This window comes from Pseudomonas moorei, from assembly GCF_042846945.1.
Lineage (GTDB): Bacteria > Pseudomonadota > Gammaproteobacteria > Pseudomonadales > Pseudomonadaceae > Aquipseudomonas > Aquipseudomonas moorei.
The window spans coordinates 2732910-2750009 of the sequence record NZ_AP035776.1; the positions used below are offsets into that span (position 1 = coordinate 2732910).

Consider the following 17100-nt stretch of genomic DNA (forward strand, 5'->3'; position numbering starts at 1 on the left):
CGAAAGCGTTTTTGCGCAGGGCGTCTTTTTAGCCCATCGGCCCGTTGCAATCCAGAGGCGCGGGCGATTATGCCCCAAGAGCCGGCTCAGGAGGTTTCACGGTGGTTTATTTCATGAAGTGTACAAAGGGAGCATCATCCTGATGAATGTCAGTCCTACCTACCGTTCTCGCCTGCAGGTCACCACCCTGCTGGTGCTGGCCACATTGCTGACCGCTTGCGGCATCAACAACATCCCGACCCTGGATGAACAGGCCAAGGCCGCCTGGGGTCAGGTGCAGAACCAGTATCAGCGCCGCGCCGACCTGATCCCCAATCTGGTGGAAACCGTCAAGGGCTACGCCAAGCATGAGGAAGCGACCCTGACCGCCGTGATCGAAGCCCGGGCCAAGGCCACGTCGATCCAGGTCGACGCCTCCACCCTGGACAACCCGGAAAAGCTCAAGCAGTACCAACAGGCCCAGGATCAACTCAGTGGCGCCCTGAGCCGGTTGATGGTGGTGTCCGAGCGCTATCCGGACCTCAAGGCCAACCAGAACTTCCTGGCCCTGCAATCGCAACTCGAAGGCACCGAGAACCGCATCGCCGTCGCCCGGCGCGACTTCATTCTCGCGGTGCAGAAGTACAACACCGAAATCCGCACGTTCCCCGGTCGCCTGTGGCACAGCGTGCTGTACAGCAATCTGCCGATTCGCGAGACCTTCGAGGCCACGCCAGGTTCGGAGAAGGCGCCCGAGGTCAAGTTCTGAACACTGAAGGACCCGCCAGCATCACAAGGCGGGTGCGTCATCGCCCAAGAGGTTGCCCATGCGCATCTTGAAAATGGGCCTGGTGCTGTTGCTCTGGGCGTTGACCCTGGCGGCCCAGGCGCAATTGAAGTTTCCCGAGCTGACCGGGCGGGTGGTGGATAACGCCCAGATGATCGAGCCGGCCGTGCGCGAGCAACTGACCCAGCAACTCCAGGCCCACGAAAAGGCCACTGGCGAGCAGTTGGTGGTGGTCACTCTGGCGAACTTGCAAGGCACCGACATCGCCGACTTCGGTTATCAACTGGGGCGTTATTGGGGCATCGGGCAGAAGGACAAGAACAACGGCGCGCTGCTGATCGTCGCCCGTGACGAGCGCAAACTGCGCATTGAAGTCGGTTACGGCCTGGAAGATCGCCTGACCGATGCGCAGAGTTCGGTGATCATCAATCAGGTCATCACCCCGGCATTCAAGGCCGGTAACTTCAGCAAAGGCATCAGCGACGGGGTGGCCGCCATGTTGGTGGTGTTGGGTGGCAACGCCCTGGACGAGCCATCGACCGTTTATGACTCCAGAGGCGATCCGGGTGACGATTTCGTCTCGCGGCATCCGGGTGTCTTCGTGTTTTTGGTGCTGCTGTTCATCCTGACTGTTTTTGTCTGCCAGATGCTCGGTATCCTGCCCGCCGGCCGCGGTGGTTCGGGCGGCTCGGGAGGCGGTTTCGGCGGTGGAGGTTTTGGCGGCGGTGGAGGCGGTGGCTTCAGCGGCGGCGGGGGCAGTTTCGGGGGCGGTGGTTCGTCGGGCGGCTGGTGATAAAAACAATAGCGAACAGGCATCTTCAAGACATGGCATTACTCACTGAACACGAACAACGCAAAGTGGCCGAAGCCATTGCCCGGGTCGAACGCGACACCGACGCGGAGCTGGTGACCGTGCTCGCGGCCCGCGCCGACGACTATGCGTACATCCCGCTGCTCTGGGCCAGTCTGCTGGCGCTGGTGGTGCCGGGTATCGTGCATTACCTGACAGGGTGGTTGACCCTGCACAGCCTGCTGCTGGTGCAATGGATCAGTTTCATCGTCCTGTGCCTGGTGTTCCGTCTGCCGAAAATCACCACCCATCTCATTCCGCGCGCGATGCGGCACTGGCGTGCTTCCAACCTGGCGCGGCGGCAGTTCCTGGAGCAAAACCTGCATCACACGGTGGGCCGCACCGGCATGCTGATTTTCGTCTGTGAAGCCGAGCGTTATGTGGAAATCCTGGTGGATGAAGGCATTTCCAGTCGGCTGGACAACAAAAACTGGGACGCGATTGTCGCGACGTTCACCCGGCAGGTACGCCAGGGGCAGACGTTGCAGGGGTTCGTCAGCTGCATCGAAGCATGCGGCGAGCTGCTCAAGGTGCATGTACCGGTCACCCATGTGCGCAATGAGTTGCCGAATCGCCTGGTGATACTGGGCTAGGCCTTTTGATCGGAAACTTTTGTAGCGCTCCCAGGGACAATGCCCGTTGATTGTCCGGGTTCCGGCTTGTCTTCAACATCTCTCTCCAATAGCGAACGCCCTGCGACAGGCGTTCTGATGAGAGAGAGTTCTTATGTCTATGCATCAAACACTCGACTCTTTGCCTGGTGCCTGCGGCGGCGCACATTCCCTGCCGGTGCAGCTGACGGCCAAAGAGACGCAAACCCTAATGTGGTGCTTCAAAGGTAAAACTTCGTGGGAAATCGCCAGGATTCAGAACTGTTCGGAATCCACGGTCAACTTCCACTTCTCCAATATTCGCCGCAAGTTTGCGGTCAGGTCTCGCAGTGCCGCCCTGCTCAAAGCCATTGAGTCCGGCGCGATCCGCGTGAGTGAGGTTGAATCGCGAGGCGCCCATGAGCCTGACTGACTCGGCCTACAACAGTGTGGGTGGACTCTTGTTGGGCTTGGGCATCGCGACATTGCCCGTGATCGACGGCGAGGTGTTGTTCGGCGCATCGCTCGGGGCGTGGCTGGTAACCACGACGCGTGCCAACTTCAAGGCCTGGCAACGCATCGGCTCCTGGATGCTGTCTGCGGGTGTCGGTTATCTCTTCACGCCCGTGGCGCTGCCGTTGATCCCTTTCCTGACGGCGGGCGTGACGGCATTTCTGTGTGCGCTGGTCGTCATTCCCATCAGTATCAAGTTCATGCAGTGGATTGACGGTGCTGCCCTGGGTGAAATCGTTCGGCATTTGAGAGGGCGAGGATGATGAGTGATGACGCCGTTGTACTTGTCTTCATTACCGGTATTGCTCATTTGTTGAGTGCATTCAGGCTGGCCTGTTATCAGCGTGATGAAGTGCGACACCGTTGGCGTGACGGACTGTTGACCAGCCTGTGTGGTGGACTGTTTTGCGTAGCCGGGATGGATGTTCTTATAACTTCTGTACCGGTGAGCCCATGGCATTCAATCGTGAGCGTGCTGTTATGCGTACTGATCGTACGAAATGAAGGAAATATCATTGTGCTATGGCGCGCCTTGAAGTAACCGCACTTCGGGTTATATATGACTTTATGTTTCTTTGGGCTGTTGAAGTGTCGCAAGGATGGCGGCCATTTCCGAAAGTTGAAGTTCCATATCGCGCAGGCGTCGCTTCTCCTCCAGAGCATGTTGAATGGCGCGGCGATCCTCTTCATTGAGTAAACGCCACAACGCGAGAATTGTATTTTCTCGCGTCGCATTGTCCTGATTTTCCTCGGCTGACGGTGCAGGAGCAGGCCGTAATACCGGCCCTTCACCGAGCAGTAACCAGTCAAGTGAGATGCCACGCGTTCGTGCGATATCTACGCATAATGAGTATGGTGTGCTGTCGCGACCTTTCCAGCTACTGAGGGTTTGCGGGCTGATCTGTAGCGCGGAGGATAGCGAAGCATCGCTTGTTGTACCGGTAATTTGTTTTAAGCGCGTCAGAACAGCTTGTGATTTTTTGCTACGCAATTTGAGCCTCTTCCTTTTGACATATGCTTTTTGAGTGCCTAACTTATGCGTAATGAGTACGTTTTTTCTTGTGAGTAATCAATCGTCAACTATGAATCAGCAGAATACGATGTCGAAACTTCCTAATGGTAGCAAGGTGATTTCCTACGGGTTTGGTTCTTACCCAAGACGCTTCTGCCCATTGCACTTCCTTTTGTCCGGCAGGCGCCATTCGCAAGGGCGGATCTTGGCGAGCAATGCTTCCAGCAGTATTGCGTTTGACAATGTCGATTACCACCAGACGACCATCGGGAAGCAGGCATGAGCACTTACAAAATGGTGTGTCCGCACTGCTTGAACCGGATGCGCATTCGAACCAGCGAGGGCCGTCATATTTTTCTGCGGGTCGCCTATTTGCAATTTACGTCGGAAGCTTGCGGCTGGTCGGTTCGCGCCGAGTTCGAAATGACCCATGAACTTTCCCCCAGTGGAATGCCCAACCCGGCGGTTCGTTTACCTTGCGCCGGGCCGGACTTGCGCCGTGCCGCCCGCCCTGTTGCGGTCAGCGATGCTTCGACGGACATGCAACAGGAGTCGTGAACATGAACGAAGTCGATGAAAACCCGGAATTGAATGAGGATCTGCTGGCGATGGCCCAGGCTTTTCTGGTTCGTCATGAAAGCGACGGATTGCTTGATGACCAGGTGTTGTTCTGTCGTGCCGTCAAGCATTTGCAAAGTGTCGATGTGCCCATGCACGTGGCGGAAAGACTGGTCAGCCATGCCTATGGGGAGCTCAAGTCGAGCCATGATCGTCGGCGTCTGGACATCGCCGCGAGCTCTGAAACCGTCGCGGTGGTGACTGACCCGCTCAACGGTCTTACCTGGGCGGTACCGGTCGGGTTGATCGTCAAATACGTGATCAACTCGCCGAGTAACCGCAGGTTGCGACTGGTTGAGCCGTGATACGTCGAAGGCATTTATTCAGGTCTTGGGTGGCGTGACCAAGACCTGCCACAAAATAACCCCGTGCCCAAAACCCTCGGCCCCCCTAAAATACCCGGCATTCTCCCGATTCGTATTGCCCGAGGCCGTTTTTCCATGTCTGTCACCGCCACTCCCGCCAGCCTCGCGCCGGATCATCACGCGCAGTTCATCGAGCTGCTGCAATCGAGCCTCGAACACAATGCCTTCATCAAACTGGTGCTGGCCAAATACGTCGGCGAAGAAGCGGAGCTGCAGCGGGTCATCATCAAGCCGGTGACCGTCAAGTCGCAGCCGTGCCTGTCCTTCGTCTATCGCTACAAAACCCGCGACATCACCAAGAACCTGCCGCTGGCCGAAGGTGTAGCGAGCATTGCCGAGATGCTCCCCGCGTCGTTCAAAAATGCACATTTACTGTCGCTGACCGATGAAGCCCAGCTCGAATACAGCAAAAAGGGCAAGTCTTCGCTGTTCAGGAGCAAACCCCAGCAATTGCGTGAAGTGCCGTCCGCCGAGCACAACCGTGAGAAAAACCGCTTCCTTGACTTGAGCCGGCCGTTTCTCGCCGACCTGGGCGTGACCAACAAGCAGCATGAGCTGATCCCTGCGATGTCGCGCAAGTGGAAGCAGATCAACAAGTTCATCGAAGTGTTCAGCCATGCCCTGACCTCGTCTCCCTTGGCGCTGGACAAGCCGGTGCGTGTGGCGGACTTCGGTTCGGGCAAGGGTTACCTGACCTTTGCCATTCACGATTACCTGCGCAATACCTTGAACGCCGAAGGCGAAGTGACGGGCGTCGAGTTGCGCGAGGACATGGTCACCCTCTGCAATGCCGCAGCGGCCAGGCTTGAGCATCCGGGGCTGGTCTTCAAATGTGGTGACGTGCGTAGCGTGGCGCCGAGCGAACTGGAGGTGATGATCGCGCTGCATGCCTGCGACATCGCCACCGACTACGCGATTCACACCGGCATCCGTTCCGGCGCGTCGATCATCATGTGCTCGCCGTGCTGCCACAAACAGATTCGCCTGCAAATCCAGAGCCCGGCATTGCTCAAGCCGATGCTGCAATACGGCTTGCACCTGGGCCAGCAGGCAGAGATGGTGACCGACAGTCTGCGTGCACTGTTCCTCGAAGCCTGTGGTTACGAGACCAAGGTGTTCGAGTTCATCTCACTGGACCATACCAACAAGAACAAGATGATCCTGGCGGTCAAACGCGCCGAGCCGGTGGACCCGGCCCGGTTGTTGGTGAAGATCCAGGAGCTGAAGGATTTCTATCACATCAGCGAACATTGCCTGGAAACGCTGCTGCGGGCTGACGGCTACCTGTGATCCCACAGGATTTATGCGGTGGCAATTCGCGCGGGTTTGATGGCGGTCTTGCGTCCCAGCATCACCGTCACGATCACCCCGGCGGCAAACAACCAGGTGATCGGCTCGACGTGTTCGCCGAAGAACAACGCCGAGAAGGCGATGGTGAAGAAGATCTGCAGCAACTGGATCTGGCTGACCCGCGCAATACCGCCCATGGCCAGCCCGGCGTACCAGGCAAAGAACCCGATGAACTGCGAAAACAGTGAGACATAGCCGAAGGCCCACCAGGTTTTCGCTGAAATCTCGCCTTGATGTTGCAGCGCCAGATACACCACCGGCCCGATCAGCACGGGCGTCGACAGCACCAGCGCCCAGCAGATCACCTGCCAGCCGCCCATTTCCTTTGCCAGGCGACCGCCTTCGGCATAACCCAGGCCGCCCACCGCAATTGCTCCGAGCATCAGCAAATCGCCGGCCTGAATGCTGCCGGCACCGCTGATCAGCGCATACCCGAGCACCAGCGCACTGCCCAGTGCGGCGCAGGCCCAGAATGCTTTCGACGGACGTTCATGGGACAACCATGCGGCGTACAGCGCCACGCACAGGGGCTGCAGGCCATTGACCAAAGCGCCATGGGACGCCGGCAAGGTTTGCATGGCCCAGGCCGACAGCACCGGGAAACCCAGGATCACCCCGGCAATCACCAGGGTCAGGCCCTTGACCTGCTTCCAAGTCGGCCATTTTTCACGACGCCAGAGCAACAGCAATGCCGCGGGAATCGCCGCGAACAGGGCCCGGCCCAAGCCGTTGAGCAGTGGATGGAGTTCCTGCACGACGATTCGCGTGAAGGGCAGGGTGAGGCTGAAGATCACAACGCCGAGCAGGCCCAGGGCCATGCCGGTGTTTTCGCGGGAGGACATGATGGCAACCAGAATCGAGGGTGATGAGAGATGCCTTCATCTAGCCATAAATGCCGGGTTTGGCGCTGTTACAGCTGGGTGCAGAGTTATCCGTACAGTTTGAGGACGCCTTCGCAGTCCATCAGGTAGTAGCAGGTTATTACCCGACCCGCCGGATAAGGACTACCTTGAATACTCCTGCCTGCCTACGTTTTCCAGAGGAGTCCTCCCCATGGCCGCTAAAAAAATTCTGATGCTGGTCGGCGATTACGTCGAAGACTATGAAGTGATGGTGCCGTTCCAGGCGCTGCTGATGGTGGGTCACACGGTACACGCGGTGTGCCCGGACAAAACCGCCGGCCAGACCGTGCGCACCGCGATCCATGACTTCGAAGGCGACCAGACCTACAGCGAAAAACCCGGTCACCTGTTTGCCCTGAACTTTGACTTCGCCAAGGTCGCGGCAGCGGACTACGACGCACTGCTGGTGCCCGGTGGTCGTGCGCCGGAGTACCTGCGGCTGAACGAAAAAGTCCTGGAGCTGGTACGGGATTTCGACAAGGCCGGCAAACCGATTGCCGCTGTGTGCCACGGTGCGCAGTTGCTGGCGGCGGCAGGAATTCTCGAAGGCCGCGAGTGCAGCGCTTACCCGGCCTGCGCGCCAGAAGTGCGCCTGGCTGGCGGTACCTATATCGATATCTCGGTGACGGACGGCCACGTTCAAGGCAATCTGGCCACTGCGCCGGCCTGGCCTGCCCATCCGAAGTGGCTGGCGGGTTTCCTCGGCTTGCTGGGCACCAAAATCACGCTGTAACGAGGAACGTCTCCATGTGCGAGCTCTACGTCAAAGCTGACCCGATCCTCTACGAATCGCGCTCCCGCTCGCTGCGCATCTGCGGGGTGGTCACCACGCTGCGACTGGAGAATCAGTTCTGGGACATCCTCAGCGAAATCGCCGAGGTCGACGGCATGACCACCAATCAGTTGATCGCCAAGCTGTATGAAGAGGTGATGGACTACCGCGGCGAGGTGGTGAATTTCGCCTCGTTCCTGCGGGTGAGTTGCACGCGGTATTTGAGTCAGCGGCGGGTGGCTGCTCCGGAGTTGTCGGTGGTGCGAACGGCGGTGAAATAGATAGGCGTGTATCGATCCTGCCGGCCCCTCGCGGGCCGGTACAGGCGACAAACGACCTGGCCTGATCTTTACTCTGAAGCGCGCAACCTCTCAATCGCCCAGGAGAAAGAGCATGTCCGGATGGTACGAAGTGAGCAAAAGCATCAGCGGCCAATTCAGGTTTGTGCTGAAGGCGGCCAATGCCGAGACCATTCTGACCAGCGAGCACTACACCACGCGCGCCGCAGCCGATAAAGGCATCGCGGCAGTGCAGGCCAACAGCCCGTTGGATGAGCGCTATGAGAAGAAAACCACCAGGGATGGCCACCCTTATTTCAACCTCAAGGCCGCTAATCACGAAATTATCGGCAGCAGCGAGGCCTTTTCCTCCGCTACTGCGCTGGAAAAAGGCATCGCCAGCGTCAAGGCCAACGGGCCGACCAAAGTGATCAAGGACAAGACATTGCCGGTGCTATGAGGCACTTGTGGGAGCAAGCTTGCTCCCACATCGGTTTCGGGAAGACGCCAGATCCAGCAGCACTAAACCTCGACTGGCACCGCCAGTTTCGGGCTACCCAGTGCATGGGTCTTGGAATCAAAAAAACGCAACTCAACACCCGTCCCCTCGAACACCTTCGCGTAATAGCGCTTCTGATGCTGGATAAACGCCTTGCTGCGCGGATAGATCGAGATCGCCACCACCTGCGGTTTCGCCTGACGCAAGGCGTGCACGATATGACTGTCCTGTTCGCCCAGTGCATGACCAAAAATGCACAAGCCTTCGCCATGCTCCAGCAGCTGGTCGTAGCAGAACGACAAATAGTCCGAGCTGCGAATGGTCTTGAGCTTGTCCGCGCTCGGGCCTTCGTTGACGAACAGCGGCACGTCGTCGAGGGTCTTGATCGTGTTGTTGATCGCGAAATTACCCAGCAATGTGCCCTCGGTCGACATCAGCTTGCGCGCCGTGCCGTCCTGATTGCGCACCAGATGCAAACCGCCGTGCAGGTACAGCAAGCGGGTTTTGTCAGTAGCGGTGGCGCTGAGGTCGAAGCCGGGCTCGTCACCCTGGAACAGATCGGTGATCGCCTGTGGCGAGTGCTGGATCGCCCAGTAATTGAGCAGGTCGTAGTTGGTGGTGAATACCGTGCGGTAGCTGGTCAGTTCCTGATTGATCGACGCCAGGGTCGAAGCCTGGACCAGACGCCACGGGATATGCACCGCGTGCACCGTGTTGATCAAGGCTTCCTTGATCGCGTAGTAACGATTGCGCGGGGCGGCGGAGCTGACGGCCAGGGCCTTGTTGACCCGGCTGGTGGTTTTCAGCGCGCTGAGCACTTGTTCGAAACTGCGCGTTTGTAGCGCATCGAACACACTCAATTCCGATTGGCTCAGGGGCTTTTCTTCGACGGTGCGGGCGTTCTCGAACAGCGAGTCGTAGCCGAAATCGTCCCACACGGCGCGGCTGGCGCCGTTGCCCACCAGCAAGCCGGCGAACGCAGCGCTTGAGCGCAAGGCGTTCCAGTCTTCAAGTTGGGCGTCGACATCCTGTAAATCGGTCATTGCGTTTGTCGTCTCGAAGCAAAAGGTCTGATGGGCGGCGACTTTATCACGACCAGACGTTGAGCCAGATCAACATGCGGCGTTGGCGACGGGTCGATCCTGAGCATTCAGTGGATCGGCGCTGCCGGTCTGAACTTCGCCAGGAGACTCGTGCATGAGTAGTACGTTTTTTATCCCCGCTGTAAACATCATGGGCATCGGTTGCCTGGACGAAGCCATGGACGCCATCCGCCAATACGGTTTTCGCAAGGCGTTCATCGTCACCGACGCCGGGCTGGCCAAGGCCGGCGTGGCAAGCATGGTTGCCTGGAAGCTGGCGCTGCAGGACATCGACTCGGTGATTTTCGACGGTGCCAAGCCCAACCCCAGCGTCGCCAACGTCGAGCATGGCCTGGGTCTGCTCAAGGAGACCCGCTGTGACTTCGTGGTGTCCCTGGGCGGTGGCTCGCCCCACGACTGCGCCAAGGGGATTGCCTTGTGCGCGACCAATGGCGGGCAAATTCGCGACTACGAAGGCGTCGATCGATCCACTAAACCGCAACTGCCGTTGATTGCCATCAACACCACGGCCGGCACGGCCAGCGAGATGACCCGGTTCTGCATCATCACTGACGAGTCGCGGCACGTGAAAATGGCCATTGTCGATCGCAACGTCACGCCGCTGCTGTCGGTCAACGATCCGGAGCTGATGACCGCCATGCCCAAGGGCCTGACGGCCGCCACCGGCATGGATGCCCTGACCCACGCCATCGAAGCCTACGTGTCCACCGCGGCCACCCCGATCACCGATGCCTGCGCCCTCAAGGCCATCACCCTGATCAGCGATAACCTGCGCTGGGTGGTCCAGGACGGGGAAGACCTCGGGGCGCGGGAGAATATGGCATACGCGCAGTTTCTGGCGGGCATGGCGTTCAACAATGCGTCCCTGGGCTTCGTGCATGCCATGGCCCACCAGTTGGGTGGCTTCTACGATTTGCCCCATGGTGTGTGCAACGCGGTGCTGTTGCCCCACGTGCAAAGCTTCAATGCCCAGGTCTGCGCGGTGCGCCTGACCGACGTGGCCCATGCCATGGGCGCCGACATTCGCGGATTCAGCCCGGAAGAGGGCGCCCAGGCAGCCATCGACGCCATCCGCCGCCTTGCCCGCGATGTGGACATCCCCGCCGGTTTGCGTGAACTTGGCGTGCGCCTCAACGATATCCCGACCCTGGCCAGCAACGCCCTGAAAGATGCATGCGGCGTGACCAACCCCCGGGCAGCGGATCAGCGGCAGATCGAGGAGATCTTCCGCAGCGCGTTCTAGACGTTTTGACGGCCGGGCGCGAGCATCGCGCCCAAGGCCAGTATGACCGGGTGGCCTCCCTTTAGCCCACGGTCGCCAGTGCCTTGTCATGAGCCCCACTGAACTGAATCAACACCACACCCGCAATCAGCATCACAACGCCCAACACCCGTGGCAAGCTCACCTGCCGCTGCACCAAGCCGAACCACCCAAAGTGATCCAGCACCAATGACGCGACCACTTGCCCGGCCAGTGCCAAGGCCATGAACCCAGAGGCCCCGAGCTTGGGCAGCAGTACCAGGGCCAGGGAAATGAAGCAGACTCCGAACGCGCCACCCGCCCACATCCAGAGTGGCGCTCTGCTGATGAACGCCATTGAAGGCAACGGCACGCGCAGCGCCAGCATGATCGGCAACAGCACCAGGATACTCACCAGCAACGAGGCCAATGTGGCCCACAACGGATGCCCCAGGCCTCGTCCAAGGTTAGCGTTGATCGCACTCTGAAAAGGCACCACCGCCCCGGCAATCACGGCCAGCAACAACAGGCCGACCCCATGCAACGTACTCATGTTCATTCTCCAGCAGGTTTTGCTGGACTCTAGAGTATTCGTCGCGCAGATTTAAATTCCGTTTTGCTATCCAGAACATGCATCAAATGAATGATCTGCGCCGCATCGATCTCAATTTACTGGTGATTCTCGACGCCTTGCTCAGCGAGCAACACGTCACCCGGGCAGCTGAACGTTTGCACCTGAGTCAGCCGGCCGTGAGCCATGCGCTGGCGCGTTTGCGCGACCTGCTGGGCGATCCGCTGTTGGTGCGGGCGGGCGCCAGTCTGGTGCCGACTTCGCGGGCGCTTGAGCTTATGGCGCCGTTGGCCGAAGCCCTGGCCCAGGTGCAATCGCTGCTGGCGCCCAATGCCTTTGATCCGGCGACCACCCAGCGCACCTTTCGCCTGGCCATGTCCGATTATGGCGCCGCCATCGTTCTGCCCGGTCTGATCCGCAGCTTGCGCAGTGAAGCACCGGGCATCGATCTGCAAATCAGTCACGCCAGCCGTGAAGGCATGCTCGACGGGATACTCAACGGTGATATCGACATCGCCGTCGGCGTGTTCCCGGAAATGCCCAACGAACTACGCAGCACCCTGCTGTTCGAAGAGCACTATGTTTGCCTGGTGGATCGCGACAGTTTGCCGGTCGACGCCACCCTCGACCTGCCGGCCTACCTGGCGCGTCCCCACGTCTTGCTGGAAATGCGCGGCAGTGGCACGCCGGAAATCGAGCGCGCCTTGACCGCCCTGCATGAACGGCGTCGCGTGGCGGTCAGCCTGCCGCACTGGAATGTCGCCCCGCAGTTGATCAGTGGCACGGATTTGATTCTGACCGTCGCCTCCCGCGGCGTGCGCGACATCGACGAGGCGTCACTGATCGTCGTGCCTCCACCCTTTCATATTCCGTCGTTTACCTTTGTGTTGGCGTGGCACCAGCGGCGGGGCGGGGATCAGGCGTTGAACTGGCTGAAACAACGCATCGGCGAGGGGATAAAGCGCTGATGAAGTTCTTCGACGATCAGTCAATCAATGCCCAATGAGCTGATATAGACTGGCGCCCACTCACCAAACGGTTCAAAAGGATTTCCCATGACCCCGTCGCTGCTAATGGCCGTTCTCGCCTCGGGCTTTATTTACGGGATTACGCCAGGCCCCGGCGTGCTGGCCGTATTCGGCATAGGCGCGGCCCATGGAAGACGGGCCGGGGCGGGGTTTCTCTGCGGGCATTTGCTGGGGGACGTGGTCTGGTGCGGCACCGCGCTGGTGGCGATTGTCGGGGCGCGGGAAATCGGCAGTACCGCGTTCGATGTACTGGGTGTGCTCAGCGGGTTTTACCTGTTCTGGCTCGGGCTGCGGGCGGTGCGGGCGCGTCGCAGCGGTGCCCAGGCGCCACAAGGGCCGGCACGTCAGCCGTTCTGGCACGGCATCCTGTTTGGCCTGACCAATCCCAAGGCTTATCCGGTGGCGGTGGCGACATTCACCGCGCTGCTGTCCAGCCGTGCAGAACTGCTGCATTGGTCGATGTTGCCGTGGCTGATCCTGCTGAGTTTCGTCGGCGGCCTGATCGCCTACGCTATCCTCATCGGCATCGTCGGAGCGAGGCGGGTGCGTACCTTGTATCAGCGCCATGAATTGGCCATTACCCGGCTTTGCGGGGTAATGTTTATCGGTTTCGCCATCAACGCCCTGGCGCATGCACTGCCGGGACTGGTGACGAACAAGGCTTGAAGCCCGGTGCAGGGATGCCTCGGTTACACAGGTTTCAACGGTCAGGGACGGTTCTTTATTGCTGCATTGTCAGGACATGCTTTCAGCACCATGACCACCAGAAATTCCGCGCCGTTGGCGAGCTACATCGACCTCTTGCTGGACGCCGTTTGCGCGGTCGACAAGCAAGGTCGCTTCGTATTTGTCAGTGCGGCCTGCGAGCGCATTTTCGGCTACAGCCCTGACGAGTTGATCGGCCAGCCGATGATTGAACTGGTACACCCGGCCGATCGCCAGCGCACCCTCGACGCCGCCCAGGAAATCATGGGCGGTGAGCCCAAGCTCAATTTCGAGAACCGCTACCTGCGCAAGGATGGCCGGGTGGTGCACATTCTCTGGTCGGCACGCTGGTCGGAAGTCGACCAACTGCGCATCGCCGTCGCTCGTGACATTACCGAGCGCAAGCAAGCCGAGTCCCGGCAAGCCGCGCTGTATGCGATTTCCGAGGCGGCGCATGCAGCGGAAGATCTCTTGGCGCTGTTCAAACGTATTCACCTGATCATTGGCGAATGGCTGCCTGCGCTGAATTTTTCCGTGGCGCTGTATGACGAACACTGTACCGAGCTGAGTTTCCCCTATCACGTTGATGTCCACGAACCCGAAACCGGGCAGCCCGGCACGATGACCGGGCGCCTGTGTGCCGAGGTGGTCCGCAGCGGCCAGCCGATCCTGCTGACCCCGGATCAGGACGATCGACCTGCGGGGTTCGAGAGGCAAGGGAGCGGACAGAATTCGCCGTGCTGGCTCGGCGTGCCGCTGAACTCGCAAAACGGCACCATCGGTGCACTGATCGTCAAAAGCATGCCGGGCAGTGAGCGCTATACCGAGCAGGACAAGGAGTTGTTGCAGTACGTTTGCGCGCAGGTCGCGACCGCGATCGAACGCAAGCAACTGCACGCGCGCCTGCAACGCATGGCCCAGTACGATCAACTGACCCAACTGCCCAATCGCGAATTGCTGCGCGACCGGCTCAAGGTTGCACTGGAAGCGGCGCGTGAGGATCGCGGGCGCATGGCGTTGCTGTATGTCGATCTTGACCGCTTCAAGGAGGTCAACGACACCCATGGGCATGCGGTTGGTGACATGTTGCTGCAAACCGTGGCCAATCGCCTCAAGGGTTGCGTGCGTGAAACCGACACGGTGGCGCGCATTGGCGGCGATGAGTTTGTGGTGTTGTTGCACAGTATTCACGCCTCGGGAGATGCCGATTGTGTCGCTGTGAAAATCCGTCAGGTCCTGGCTCAACCCCTGCGCCTGGACGGCCACAGTCTCAACATTCAACCCAGCATCGGCGTTGCCCAATACCCCGAACACGGCACGGAAGAAAAACAGCTGTTCAGGCACGCCGATGAAGCGATGTACACCGCCAAGCGCGAGCATCACCTGCGGCTGGTCTGATTCGCGTGCACCGTTCGTCGTGGCATCCACATTTTTTTCTAAACCTTTTGCATCGCGCCAATTCAGAATCTATGCGGGCGTCAGCTCGCCGCGATCATCACCAAGAGGTAGAGAATCATGCCTAACTCAAGAAACTCGAACTCGGGAAGTTTCGCTAACGATCGAACCAAGGCGTCTGAAGCCGGTCGCAAGGGTGGGAAAACCACCACCACGACCGTCGATAAAGAGCCAGCGAAACCCGACATGGGCCGCAAGCCCGGACAAAAATCCAAGTAGTGGATGAAGGTGGTTTTGATTGAGAAGCGGGGGCGAAAGCTCCCGTTTGAATTTACTGAGGAGGGCGCGACCATGAAGTGGATGGCCACCCGAATACGCAACACCGGTTTCGCCACGTTACTGGGCCTGTGTGCCAGCACGGCCTTTGCCCAGTCCCCCGCCGAATTCATCAACGATGCATCGGCCCAAGGCATGGCCGATATCGAAGCCAGTCGCCTGGCACACCAGAAGTCCGAATCCAAAGCGGTCAAGGACTACACCATCGTCGTGATCAACGACCGCACCACCGCCAACCAGCACCTGGCGAAAATCGCCAAACAGCTGAATCTGCCGGTGGCCCCGCGTGAACAAGTGGTCGACAAAGCCAAGGCCTTGATGCCGCAAGTCATGGAAGGCGCGAACTTCGATGAGGCCTATGCGGCCAGTCAGGTGCAGTCAACCGAAGAAGCCATCGCGCAGCTTCAGCAGGAAGCGCAAACCACGGACGTGCCTGAGATCAAGGCGTTCGCTGAAGAAACGTTGCCCAAGCTGCAAAATCACCTGCAGATGGCCAGGGCGTTGCAAGCCAGTCGTTAGGGCATTCGATCTCGCGGGCGGCGGGTTGCCGCCCGCGCAGTGACCTTCAGCACTTGTTCAGATCCTGTTTGTTGTTCTCTTCGACGACCGTGCCAGCAAGGGAAATCGTTTCGCCTTCGCCAAGCTGCCGATACTGCTTTCTCAGCGCTTCCAGCTCCTTGAGATCCAGTGCTTCGAGACCCAGCATCGCGTTCTGTGCCTCTTTCGTTACTCGCAACAGTTCATCGACTTTCAAATGCAGAATGTCCGTATCGCGGTTTTGCGTGTTCTGGATCAGGAACACCATCAGGAAGGTGATGATGGTGGTCGAGGTGTTGATGATCAGTTGCCAGGTATCGTTGAAATGGAAGATCGGCCCGCTCAGCCCCCACAGGAAAATCAGAATGATCGCCAACAGGAAGGTCCTGGGGCTGCCGGCCCACAGGGCGAGTTTCTGTGCAATTTTTGCGAATTTCATGGCCGTGTTCCTCATCTGAGAGCGCTTGAATTTCAGACAGTCAGGGCGGGATGAAAATTCGATGGGAGTGGCGGTGCGCCTCAAAGGGCATTTTCTGAAACCTTTGGGCGTGCCTGTCGCGGTATCGTAGCGATCCGAGGACAACGCACCGACAGGAGAACGCAATGAGTTGGTCCGCCAAACAGTACGTCGCTTTTGAAGATGAACGCACCCGTCCCGCCCGTGATCTGCTGGCGGCTATTCCCTCCGGTGATGTGCACTCGGCGATCGATATCGGATGTGGTCCCGGCAACTCGACCGAGTTGCTGGTGGAACGCTTTGCCAACGCCACGGTGCGCGGGCTGGACAGTTCAACCGACATGATCGAGGCCGCCCGCAAGCGATTGCCGCAGGTGCAGTTCGATATCGCGGACATTGATCGCTGGAACGAAACCGGCCCATTCGATGTGATTTTCGCCAATGCGGTGTTGCAGTGGCTGCCGGATCACGCCACGTTGCTGCCTTCACTGGTGAACAAACTTGCACCTGGTGGCAGCCTGGCGATCCAGATGCCGGACAATCTCAATGAACCCTCCCATCGCTTGATGCGCGAAGTGGCGGCGAGTGGTCCCTGGGCCGCCAAACTGTCTGGCGCTGCCGGGCAACGCACGCAGATGGACGATGCCAGCGGCTACTACTCCATGCTCAAACCACACTGCAGTCGGGTCGATGTGTGGCGTACCACTTACCATCATCCACTCGCAGGCGGTGCGTCGGGCGTGGTCGAGTGGTTCAAGGGCAGCGGTTTGCGGCCATTCCTCGAGCCACTGAATGAGGCCGAACGTGCTGAATACCTGAAGCAGTATCAGGCCGCGATCGAACAGGCTTATCCGGCGCAGGCTGATGGTTCGGTGCTGTTGCCGTTTCCGCGGTTGTTTCTGGTGGCGACGCGCTGATGTGAAAAAAGGGACAGATGACCTTGAGCGTCATCTGTCCCTTTTCTTGCCTGTCCGAATCATTGCTGCGGCTTGTTCTTTTTCGAGCGACGGGCGCTCAGGTATTCAAATGCAAACGAGGCAAAGCCGAACAACCCGATCAATGAAATGATCATGATCCCCAACTCTGAATTGGCCATGTTGATCTCTTGGCGAAAGGTGAGTCTGGAGCATAAGGCATCTGCCATCGGGCTCAACGCAGCGCTATTGCTTCTTTACGGGCGTACGCGGATCTATACGCAAACAATACAAGTGCC

General features: G+C 59.1%; 24 protein-coding genes. 19 read left to right on the top strand and 5 right to left on the bottom strand.

The window, feature by feature from the left end; genetic code table 11:
- Positions 1-142: 142 nt before the first annotated feature.
- From ACGJAX_RS12610 to ACGJAX_RS12635, 6 genes are all read left to right on the top strand, one after another.
- Complete coding sequence (locus tag ACGJAX_RS12610) at positions 143-748, top strand: LemA family protein (protein WP_390959190.1); 606 nt, start codon at positions 143-145, stop codon at positions 746-748.
- A gap of 58 nt (positions 749-806) precedes the next feature.
- The gene (locus ACGJAX_RS12615) at positions 807-1559 is read left to right on the top strand and encodes a TPM domain-containing protein (protein ID WP_390959191.1); all 753 of its coding nucleotides are present in this window, start codon (positions 807-809) and stop codon (positions 1557-1559) included.
- 32 nt (positions 1560-1591) lie between these two features.
- Complete coding sequence (locus ACGJAX_RS12620; RefSeq protein ID WP_090317285.1) at positions 1592-2209, top strand: TPM domain-containing protein; 618 nt, start codon at positions 1592-1594, stop codon at positions 2207-2209.
- A 133-nt stretch (positions 2210-2342) separates the two neighbouring features.
- Positions 2343-2639 carry a helix-turn-helix domain-containing protein gene (locus tag ACGJAX_RS12625; RefSeq protein WP_247254776.1) on the top strand — a complete coding sequence of 99 codons (297 nt, stop codon included), beginning with the start codon at positions 2343-2345 and terminating at the stop codon, positions 2637-2639.
- Entirely contained in the window at positions 2626-2982 is a 357-nt protein-coding gene (locus ACGJAX_RS12630; RefSeq protein ID WP_390959194.1) for a putative holin, read from the top strand. Before ACGJAX_RS12625 ends, ACGJAX_RS12630 begins: the two co-directional genes overlap by 14 nt.
- A complete protein-coding gene (locus tag ACGJAX_RS12635) occupies positions 2982-3260 on the top strand; it encodes a phage holin family protein (protein WP_247254775.1) in 279 nt (92 codons plus the stop codon). The genes ACGJAX_RS12630 and ACGJAX_RS12635 overlap by 1 nt, the downstream gene beginning before the upstream one ends.
- A 24-nt stretch (positions 3261-3284) precedes the next feature.
- Here ACGJAX_RS12635 and ACGJAX_RS12640 read toward each other — a convergent pair whose 3' ends face one another.
- Positions 3285-3710, bottom strand: a complete 426-nt coding sequence (locus ACGJAX_RS12640) for a helix-turn-helix domain-containing protein (RefSeq protein ID WP_247254774.1) — start codon at positions 3708-3710, stop codon at positions 3285-3287.
- Positions 3711-4010: 300 nt separating this feature from the next.
- Between ACGJAX_RS12640 and ACGJAX_RS12645 the strand changes: the two genes are divergently transcribed.
- The 3 genes from ACGJAX_RS12645 to ACGJAX_RS12655 all read left to right on the top strand — a co-directional run bounded on the left by ACGJAX_RS12645 (position 4011) and on the right by ACGJAX_RS12655 (position 6004).
- The gene (locus ACGJAX_RS12645) at positions 4011-4289 is read left to right on the top strand and encodes an ogr/Delta-like zinc finger family protein (protein ID WP_390959196.1); all 279 of its coding nucleotides are present in this window, start codon (positions 4011-4013) and stop codon (positions 4287-4289) included.
- Positions 4290-4291: 2 nt separating this feature from the next.
- Positions 4292-4654 (top strand): hypothetical protein, encoded by a 363-nt coding sequence (locus ACGJAX_RS12650; protein WP_247254772.1) that lies wholly within the window; start codon positions 4292-4294, stop codon positions 4652-4654.
- A 135-nt stretch (positions 4655-4789) separates the two neighbouring features.
- Positions 4790-6004, top strand: a complete 1215-nt coding sequence (locus ACGJAX_RS12655) for a methyltransferase (RefSeq protein ID WP_390959198.1) — start codon at positions 4790-4792, stop codon at positions 6002-6004.
- Between the two features lie 11 nt (positions 6005-6015).
- Here the strand turns inward: ACGJAX_RS12655 and ACGJAX_RS12660 are convergent, their stop codons facing one another.
- Positions 6016-6906 carry a DMT family transporter gene (locus ACGJAX_RS12660; protein ID WP_090317304.1) on the bottom strand — a complete coding sequence of 297 codons (891 nt, stop codon included), beginning with the start codon at positions 6904-6906 and terminating at the stop codon, positions 6016-6018.
- 211 nt (positions 6907-7117) lie between these two features.
- Here ACGJAX_RS12660 and ACGJAX_RS12665 point away from each other — a divergent pair, with 211 nt between their 5' ends.
- The 3 genes from ACGJAX_RS12665 (at position 7118) to ACGJAX_RS12675 (ending at position 8476) form a co-directional block, all read left to right on the top strand.
- Positions 7118-7699, top strand: a complete 582-nt coding sequence (locus tag ACGJAX_RS12665) for a DJ-1/PfpI/YhbO family deglycase/protease (RefSeq protein WP_390959200.1) — start codon at positions 7118-7120, stop codon at positions 7697-7699.
- 14 nt (positions 7700-7713) lie between these two features.
- Complete coding sequence (locus tag ACGJAX_RS12670; protein WP_090317308.1) at positions 7714-8019, top strand: ribbon-helix-helix domain-containing protein; 306 nt, start codon at positions 7714-7716, stop codon at positions 8017-8019.
- A gap of 112 nt (positions 8020-8131) precedes the next feature.
- A complete protein-coding gene (locus ACGJAX_RS12675; protein WP_248915722.1) occupies positions 8132-8476 on the top strand; it encodes a YegP family protein in 345 nt (114 codons plus the stop codon).
- A gap of 62 nt (positions 8477-8538) precedes the next feature.
- Here the strand turns inward: ACGJAX_RS12675 and ACGJAX_RS12680 are convergent, their stop codons facing one another.
- Positions 8539-9558: a DUF4917 family protein gene (locus ACGJAX_RS12680; RefSeq protein ID WP_248915723.1), complete on the bottom strand. Its 1020-nt coding sequence runs from the start codon at positions 9556-9558 to the stop codon at positions 8539-8541.
- Positions 9559-9712: 154 nt separating this feature from the next.
- On the opposite strand from ACGJAX_RS12680, the gene yiaY reads away from it, so the two are divergent.
- On the top strand, positions 9713-10861 hold the full coding sequence (gene yiaY / locus ACGJAX_RS12685; RefSeq protein WP_390959203.1) for an L-threonine dehydrogenase: 1149 nt from the start codon (positions 9713-9715) through the stop codon (positions 10859-10861).
- 61 nt (positions 10862-10922) lie between these two features.
- Here yiaY and ACGJAX_RS12690 read toward each other — a convergent pair whose 3' ends face one another.
- Positions 10923-11411: a DMT family transporter gene (locus tag ACGJAX_RS12690; RefSeq protein ID WP_390959205.1), complete on the bottom strand. Its 489-nt coding sequence runs from the start codon at positions 11409-11411 to the stop codon at positions 10923-10925.
- 77 nt (positions 11412-11488) lie between these two features.
- On the opposite strand from ACGJAX_RS12690, the gene ACGJAX_RS12695 reads away from it, so the two are divergent.
- The 5 genes from ACGJAX_RS12695 (at position 11489) to ACGJAX_RS12715 (ending at position 15412) form a co-directional block, all read left to right on the top strand.
- The gene (locus ACGJAX_RS12695) at positions 11489-12397 is read left to right on the top strand and encodes a LysR substrate-binding domain-containing protein (protein WP_390959207.1); all 909 of its coding nucleotides are present in this window, start codon (positions 11489-11491) and stop codon (positions 12395-12397) included.
- Between the two features lie 87 nt (positions 12398-12484).
- On the top strand, positions 12485-13123 hold the full coding sequence (locus ACGJAX_RS12700) for a LysE family transporter (RefSeq protein ID WP_390959209.1): 639 nt from the start codon (positions 12485-12487) through the stop codon (positions 13121-13123).
- A gap of 90 nt (positions 13124-13213) precedes the next feature.
- On the top strand, positions 13214-14560 hold the full coding sequence (locus tag ACGJAX_RS12705) for a bifunctional diguanylate cyclase/phosphodiesterase (protein ID WP_090317324.1): 1347 nt from the start codon (positions 13214-13216) through the stop codon (positions 14558-14560).
- A gap of 117 nt (positions 14561-14677) precedes the next feature.
- Positions 14678-14836, top strand: a complete 159-nt coding sequence (locus ACGJAX_RS12710; RefSeq protein ID WP_090317327.1) for a KGG domain-containing protein — start codon at positions 14678-14680, stop codon at positions 14834-14836.
- 72 nt (positions 14837-14908) lie between these two features.
- The gene (locus ACGJAX_RS12715) at positions 14909-15412 is read left to right on the top strand and encodes a DUF4142 domain-containing protein (protein WP_090317330.1); all 504 of its coding nucleotides are present in this window, start codon (positions 14909-14911) and stop codon (positions 15410-15412) included.
- Between the two features lie 46 nt (positions 15413-15458).
- Here ACGJAX_RS12715 and ACGJAX_RS12720 read toward each other — a convergent pair whose 3' ends face one another.
- A complete protein-coding gene (locus tag ACGJAX_RS12720) occupies positions 15459-15869 on the bottom strand; it encodes a low affinity iron permease family protein (protein ID WP_390959212.1) in 411 nt (136 codons plus the stop codon).
- A 164-nt stretch (positions 15870-16033) separates the two neighbouring features.
- On the opposite strand from ACGJAX_RS12720, the gene tam reads away from it, so the two are divergent.
- Positions 16034-16804: a trans-aconitate 2-methyltransferase gene (gene tam / locus ACGJAX_RS12725; protein WP_390959214.1), complete on the top strand. Its 771-nt coding sequence runs from the start codon at positions 16034-16036 to the stop codon at positions 16802-16804.
- Positions 16805-17100 lie beyond the last annotated feature (296 nt).

Excerpts from the sequence above, each read along its gene's own strand:
- ACGJAX_RS12610 (WP_390959190.1), top strand. The coding sequence starts at position 143 with ATGAATGTCAGTCCTACCTACCGTTCTCGCCTGCAGGTCACCACCCTG.
- ACGJAX_RS12615 (WP_390959191.1), top strand. The coding sequence starts at position 807 with ATGCGCATCTTGAAAATGGGCCTGGTGCTGTTGCTCTGGGCGTTGACC.
- ACGJAX_RS12620 (WP_090317285.1), top strand. The coding sequence starts at position 1,592 with ATGGCATTACTCACTGAACACGAACAACGCAAAGTGGCCGAAGCCATT.
- ACGJAX_RS12625 (WP_247254776.1), top strand. The coding sequence starts at position 2,343 with ATGTCTATGCATCAAACACTCGACTCTTTGCCTGGTGCCTGCGGCGGC.
- ACGJAX_RS12630 (WP_390959194.1), top strand. The coding sequence starts at position 2,626 with ATGAGCCTGACTGACTCGGCCTACAACAGTGTGGGTGGACTCTTGTTG.
- ACGJAX_RS12635 (WP_247254775.1), top strand. The coding sequence starts at position 2,982 with ATGAGTGATGACGCCGTTGTACTTGTCTTCATTACCGGTATTGCTCAT.
- ACGJAX_RS12645 (WP_390959196.1), top strand. The coding sequence starts at position 4,011 with ATGAGCACTTACAAAATGGTGTGTCCGCACTGCTTGAACCGGATGCGC.
- ACGJAX_RS12650 (WP_247254772.1), top strand. The coding sequence starts at position 4,292 with ATGAACGAAGTCGATGAAAACCCGGAATTGAATGAGGATCTGCTGGCG.
- ACGJAX_RS12655 (WP_390959198.1), top strand. The coding sequence starts at position 4,790 with ATGTCTGTCACCGCCACTCCCGCCAGCCTCGCGCCGGATCATCACGCG.
- ACGJAX_RS12660 (WP_090317304.1), bottom strand. The coding sequence starts at position 6,906 with ATGTCCTCCCGCGAAAACACCGGCATGGCCCTGGGCCTGCTCGGCGTT.
- ACGJAX_RS12665 (WP_390959200.1), top strand. The coding sequence starts at position 7,118 with ATGGCCGCTAAAAAAATTCTGATGCTGGTCGGCGATTACGTCGAAGAC.
- ACGJAX_RS12670 (WP_090317308.1), top strand. The coding sequence starts at position 7,714 with ATGTGCGAGCTCTACGTCAAAGCTGACCCGATCCTCTACGAATCGCGC.
- ACGJAX_RS12675 (WP_248915722.1), top strand. The coding sequence starts at position 8,132 with ATGTCCGGATGGTACGAAGTGAGCAAAAGCATCAGCGGCCAATTCAGG.
- ACGJAX_RS12680 (WP_248915723.1), bottom strand. The coding sequence starts at position 9,558 with ATGACCGATTTACAGGATGTCGACGCCCAACTTGAAGACTGGAACGCC.
- yiaY (WP_390959203.1), top strand. The coding sequence starts at position 9,713 with ATGAGTAGTACGTTTTTTATCCCCGCTGTAAACATCATGGGCATCGGT.
- ACGJAX_RS12690 (WP_390959205.1), bottom strand. The coding sequence starts at position 11,411 with ATGAGTACGTTGCATGGGGTCGGCCTGTTGTTGCTGGCCGTGATTGCC.
- ACGJAX_RS12695 (WP_390959207.1), top strand. The coding sequence starts at position 11,489 with ATGCATCAAATGAATGATCTGCGCCGCATCGATCTCAATTTACTGGTG.
- ACGJAX_RS12700 (WP_390959209.1), top strand. The coding sequence starts at position 12,485 with ATGACCCCGTCGCTGCTAATGGCCGTTCTCGCCTCGGGCTTTATTTAC.
- ACGJAX_RS12705 (WP_090317324.1), top strand. The coding sequence starts at position 13,214 with ATGACCACCAGAAATTCCGCGCCGTTGGCGAGCTACATCGACCTCTTG.
- ACGJAX_RS12710 (WP_090317327.1), top strand. The coding sequence starts at position 14,678 with ATGCCTAACTCAAGAAACTCGAACTCGGGAAGTTTCGCTAACGATCGA.
- ACGJAX_RS12715 (WP_090317330.1), top strand. The coding sequence starts at position 14,909 with ATGAAGTGGATGGCCACCCGAATACGCAACACCGGTTTCGCCACGTTA.
- ACGJAX_RS12720 (WP_390959212.1), bottom strand. The coding sequence starts at position 15,869 with ATGAAATTCGCAAAAATTGCACAGAAACTCGCCCTGTGGGCCGGCAGC.
- tam (WP_390959214.1), top strand. The coding sequence starts at position 16,034 with ATGAGTTGGTCCGCCAAACAGTACGTCGCTTTTGAAGATGAACGCACC.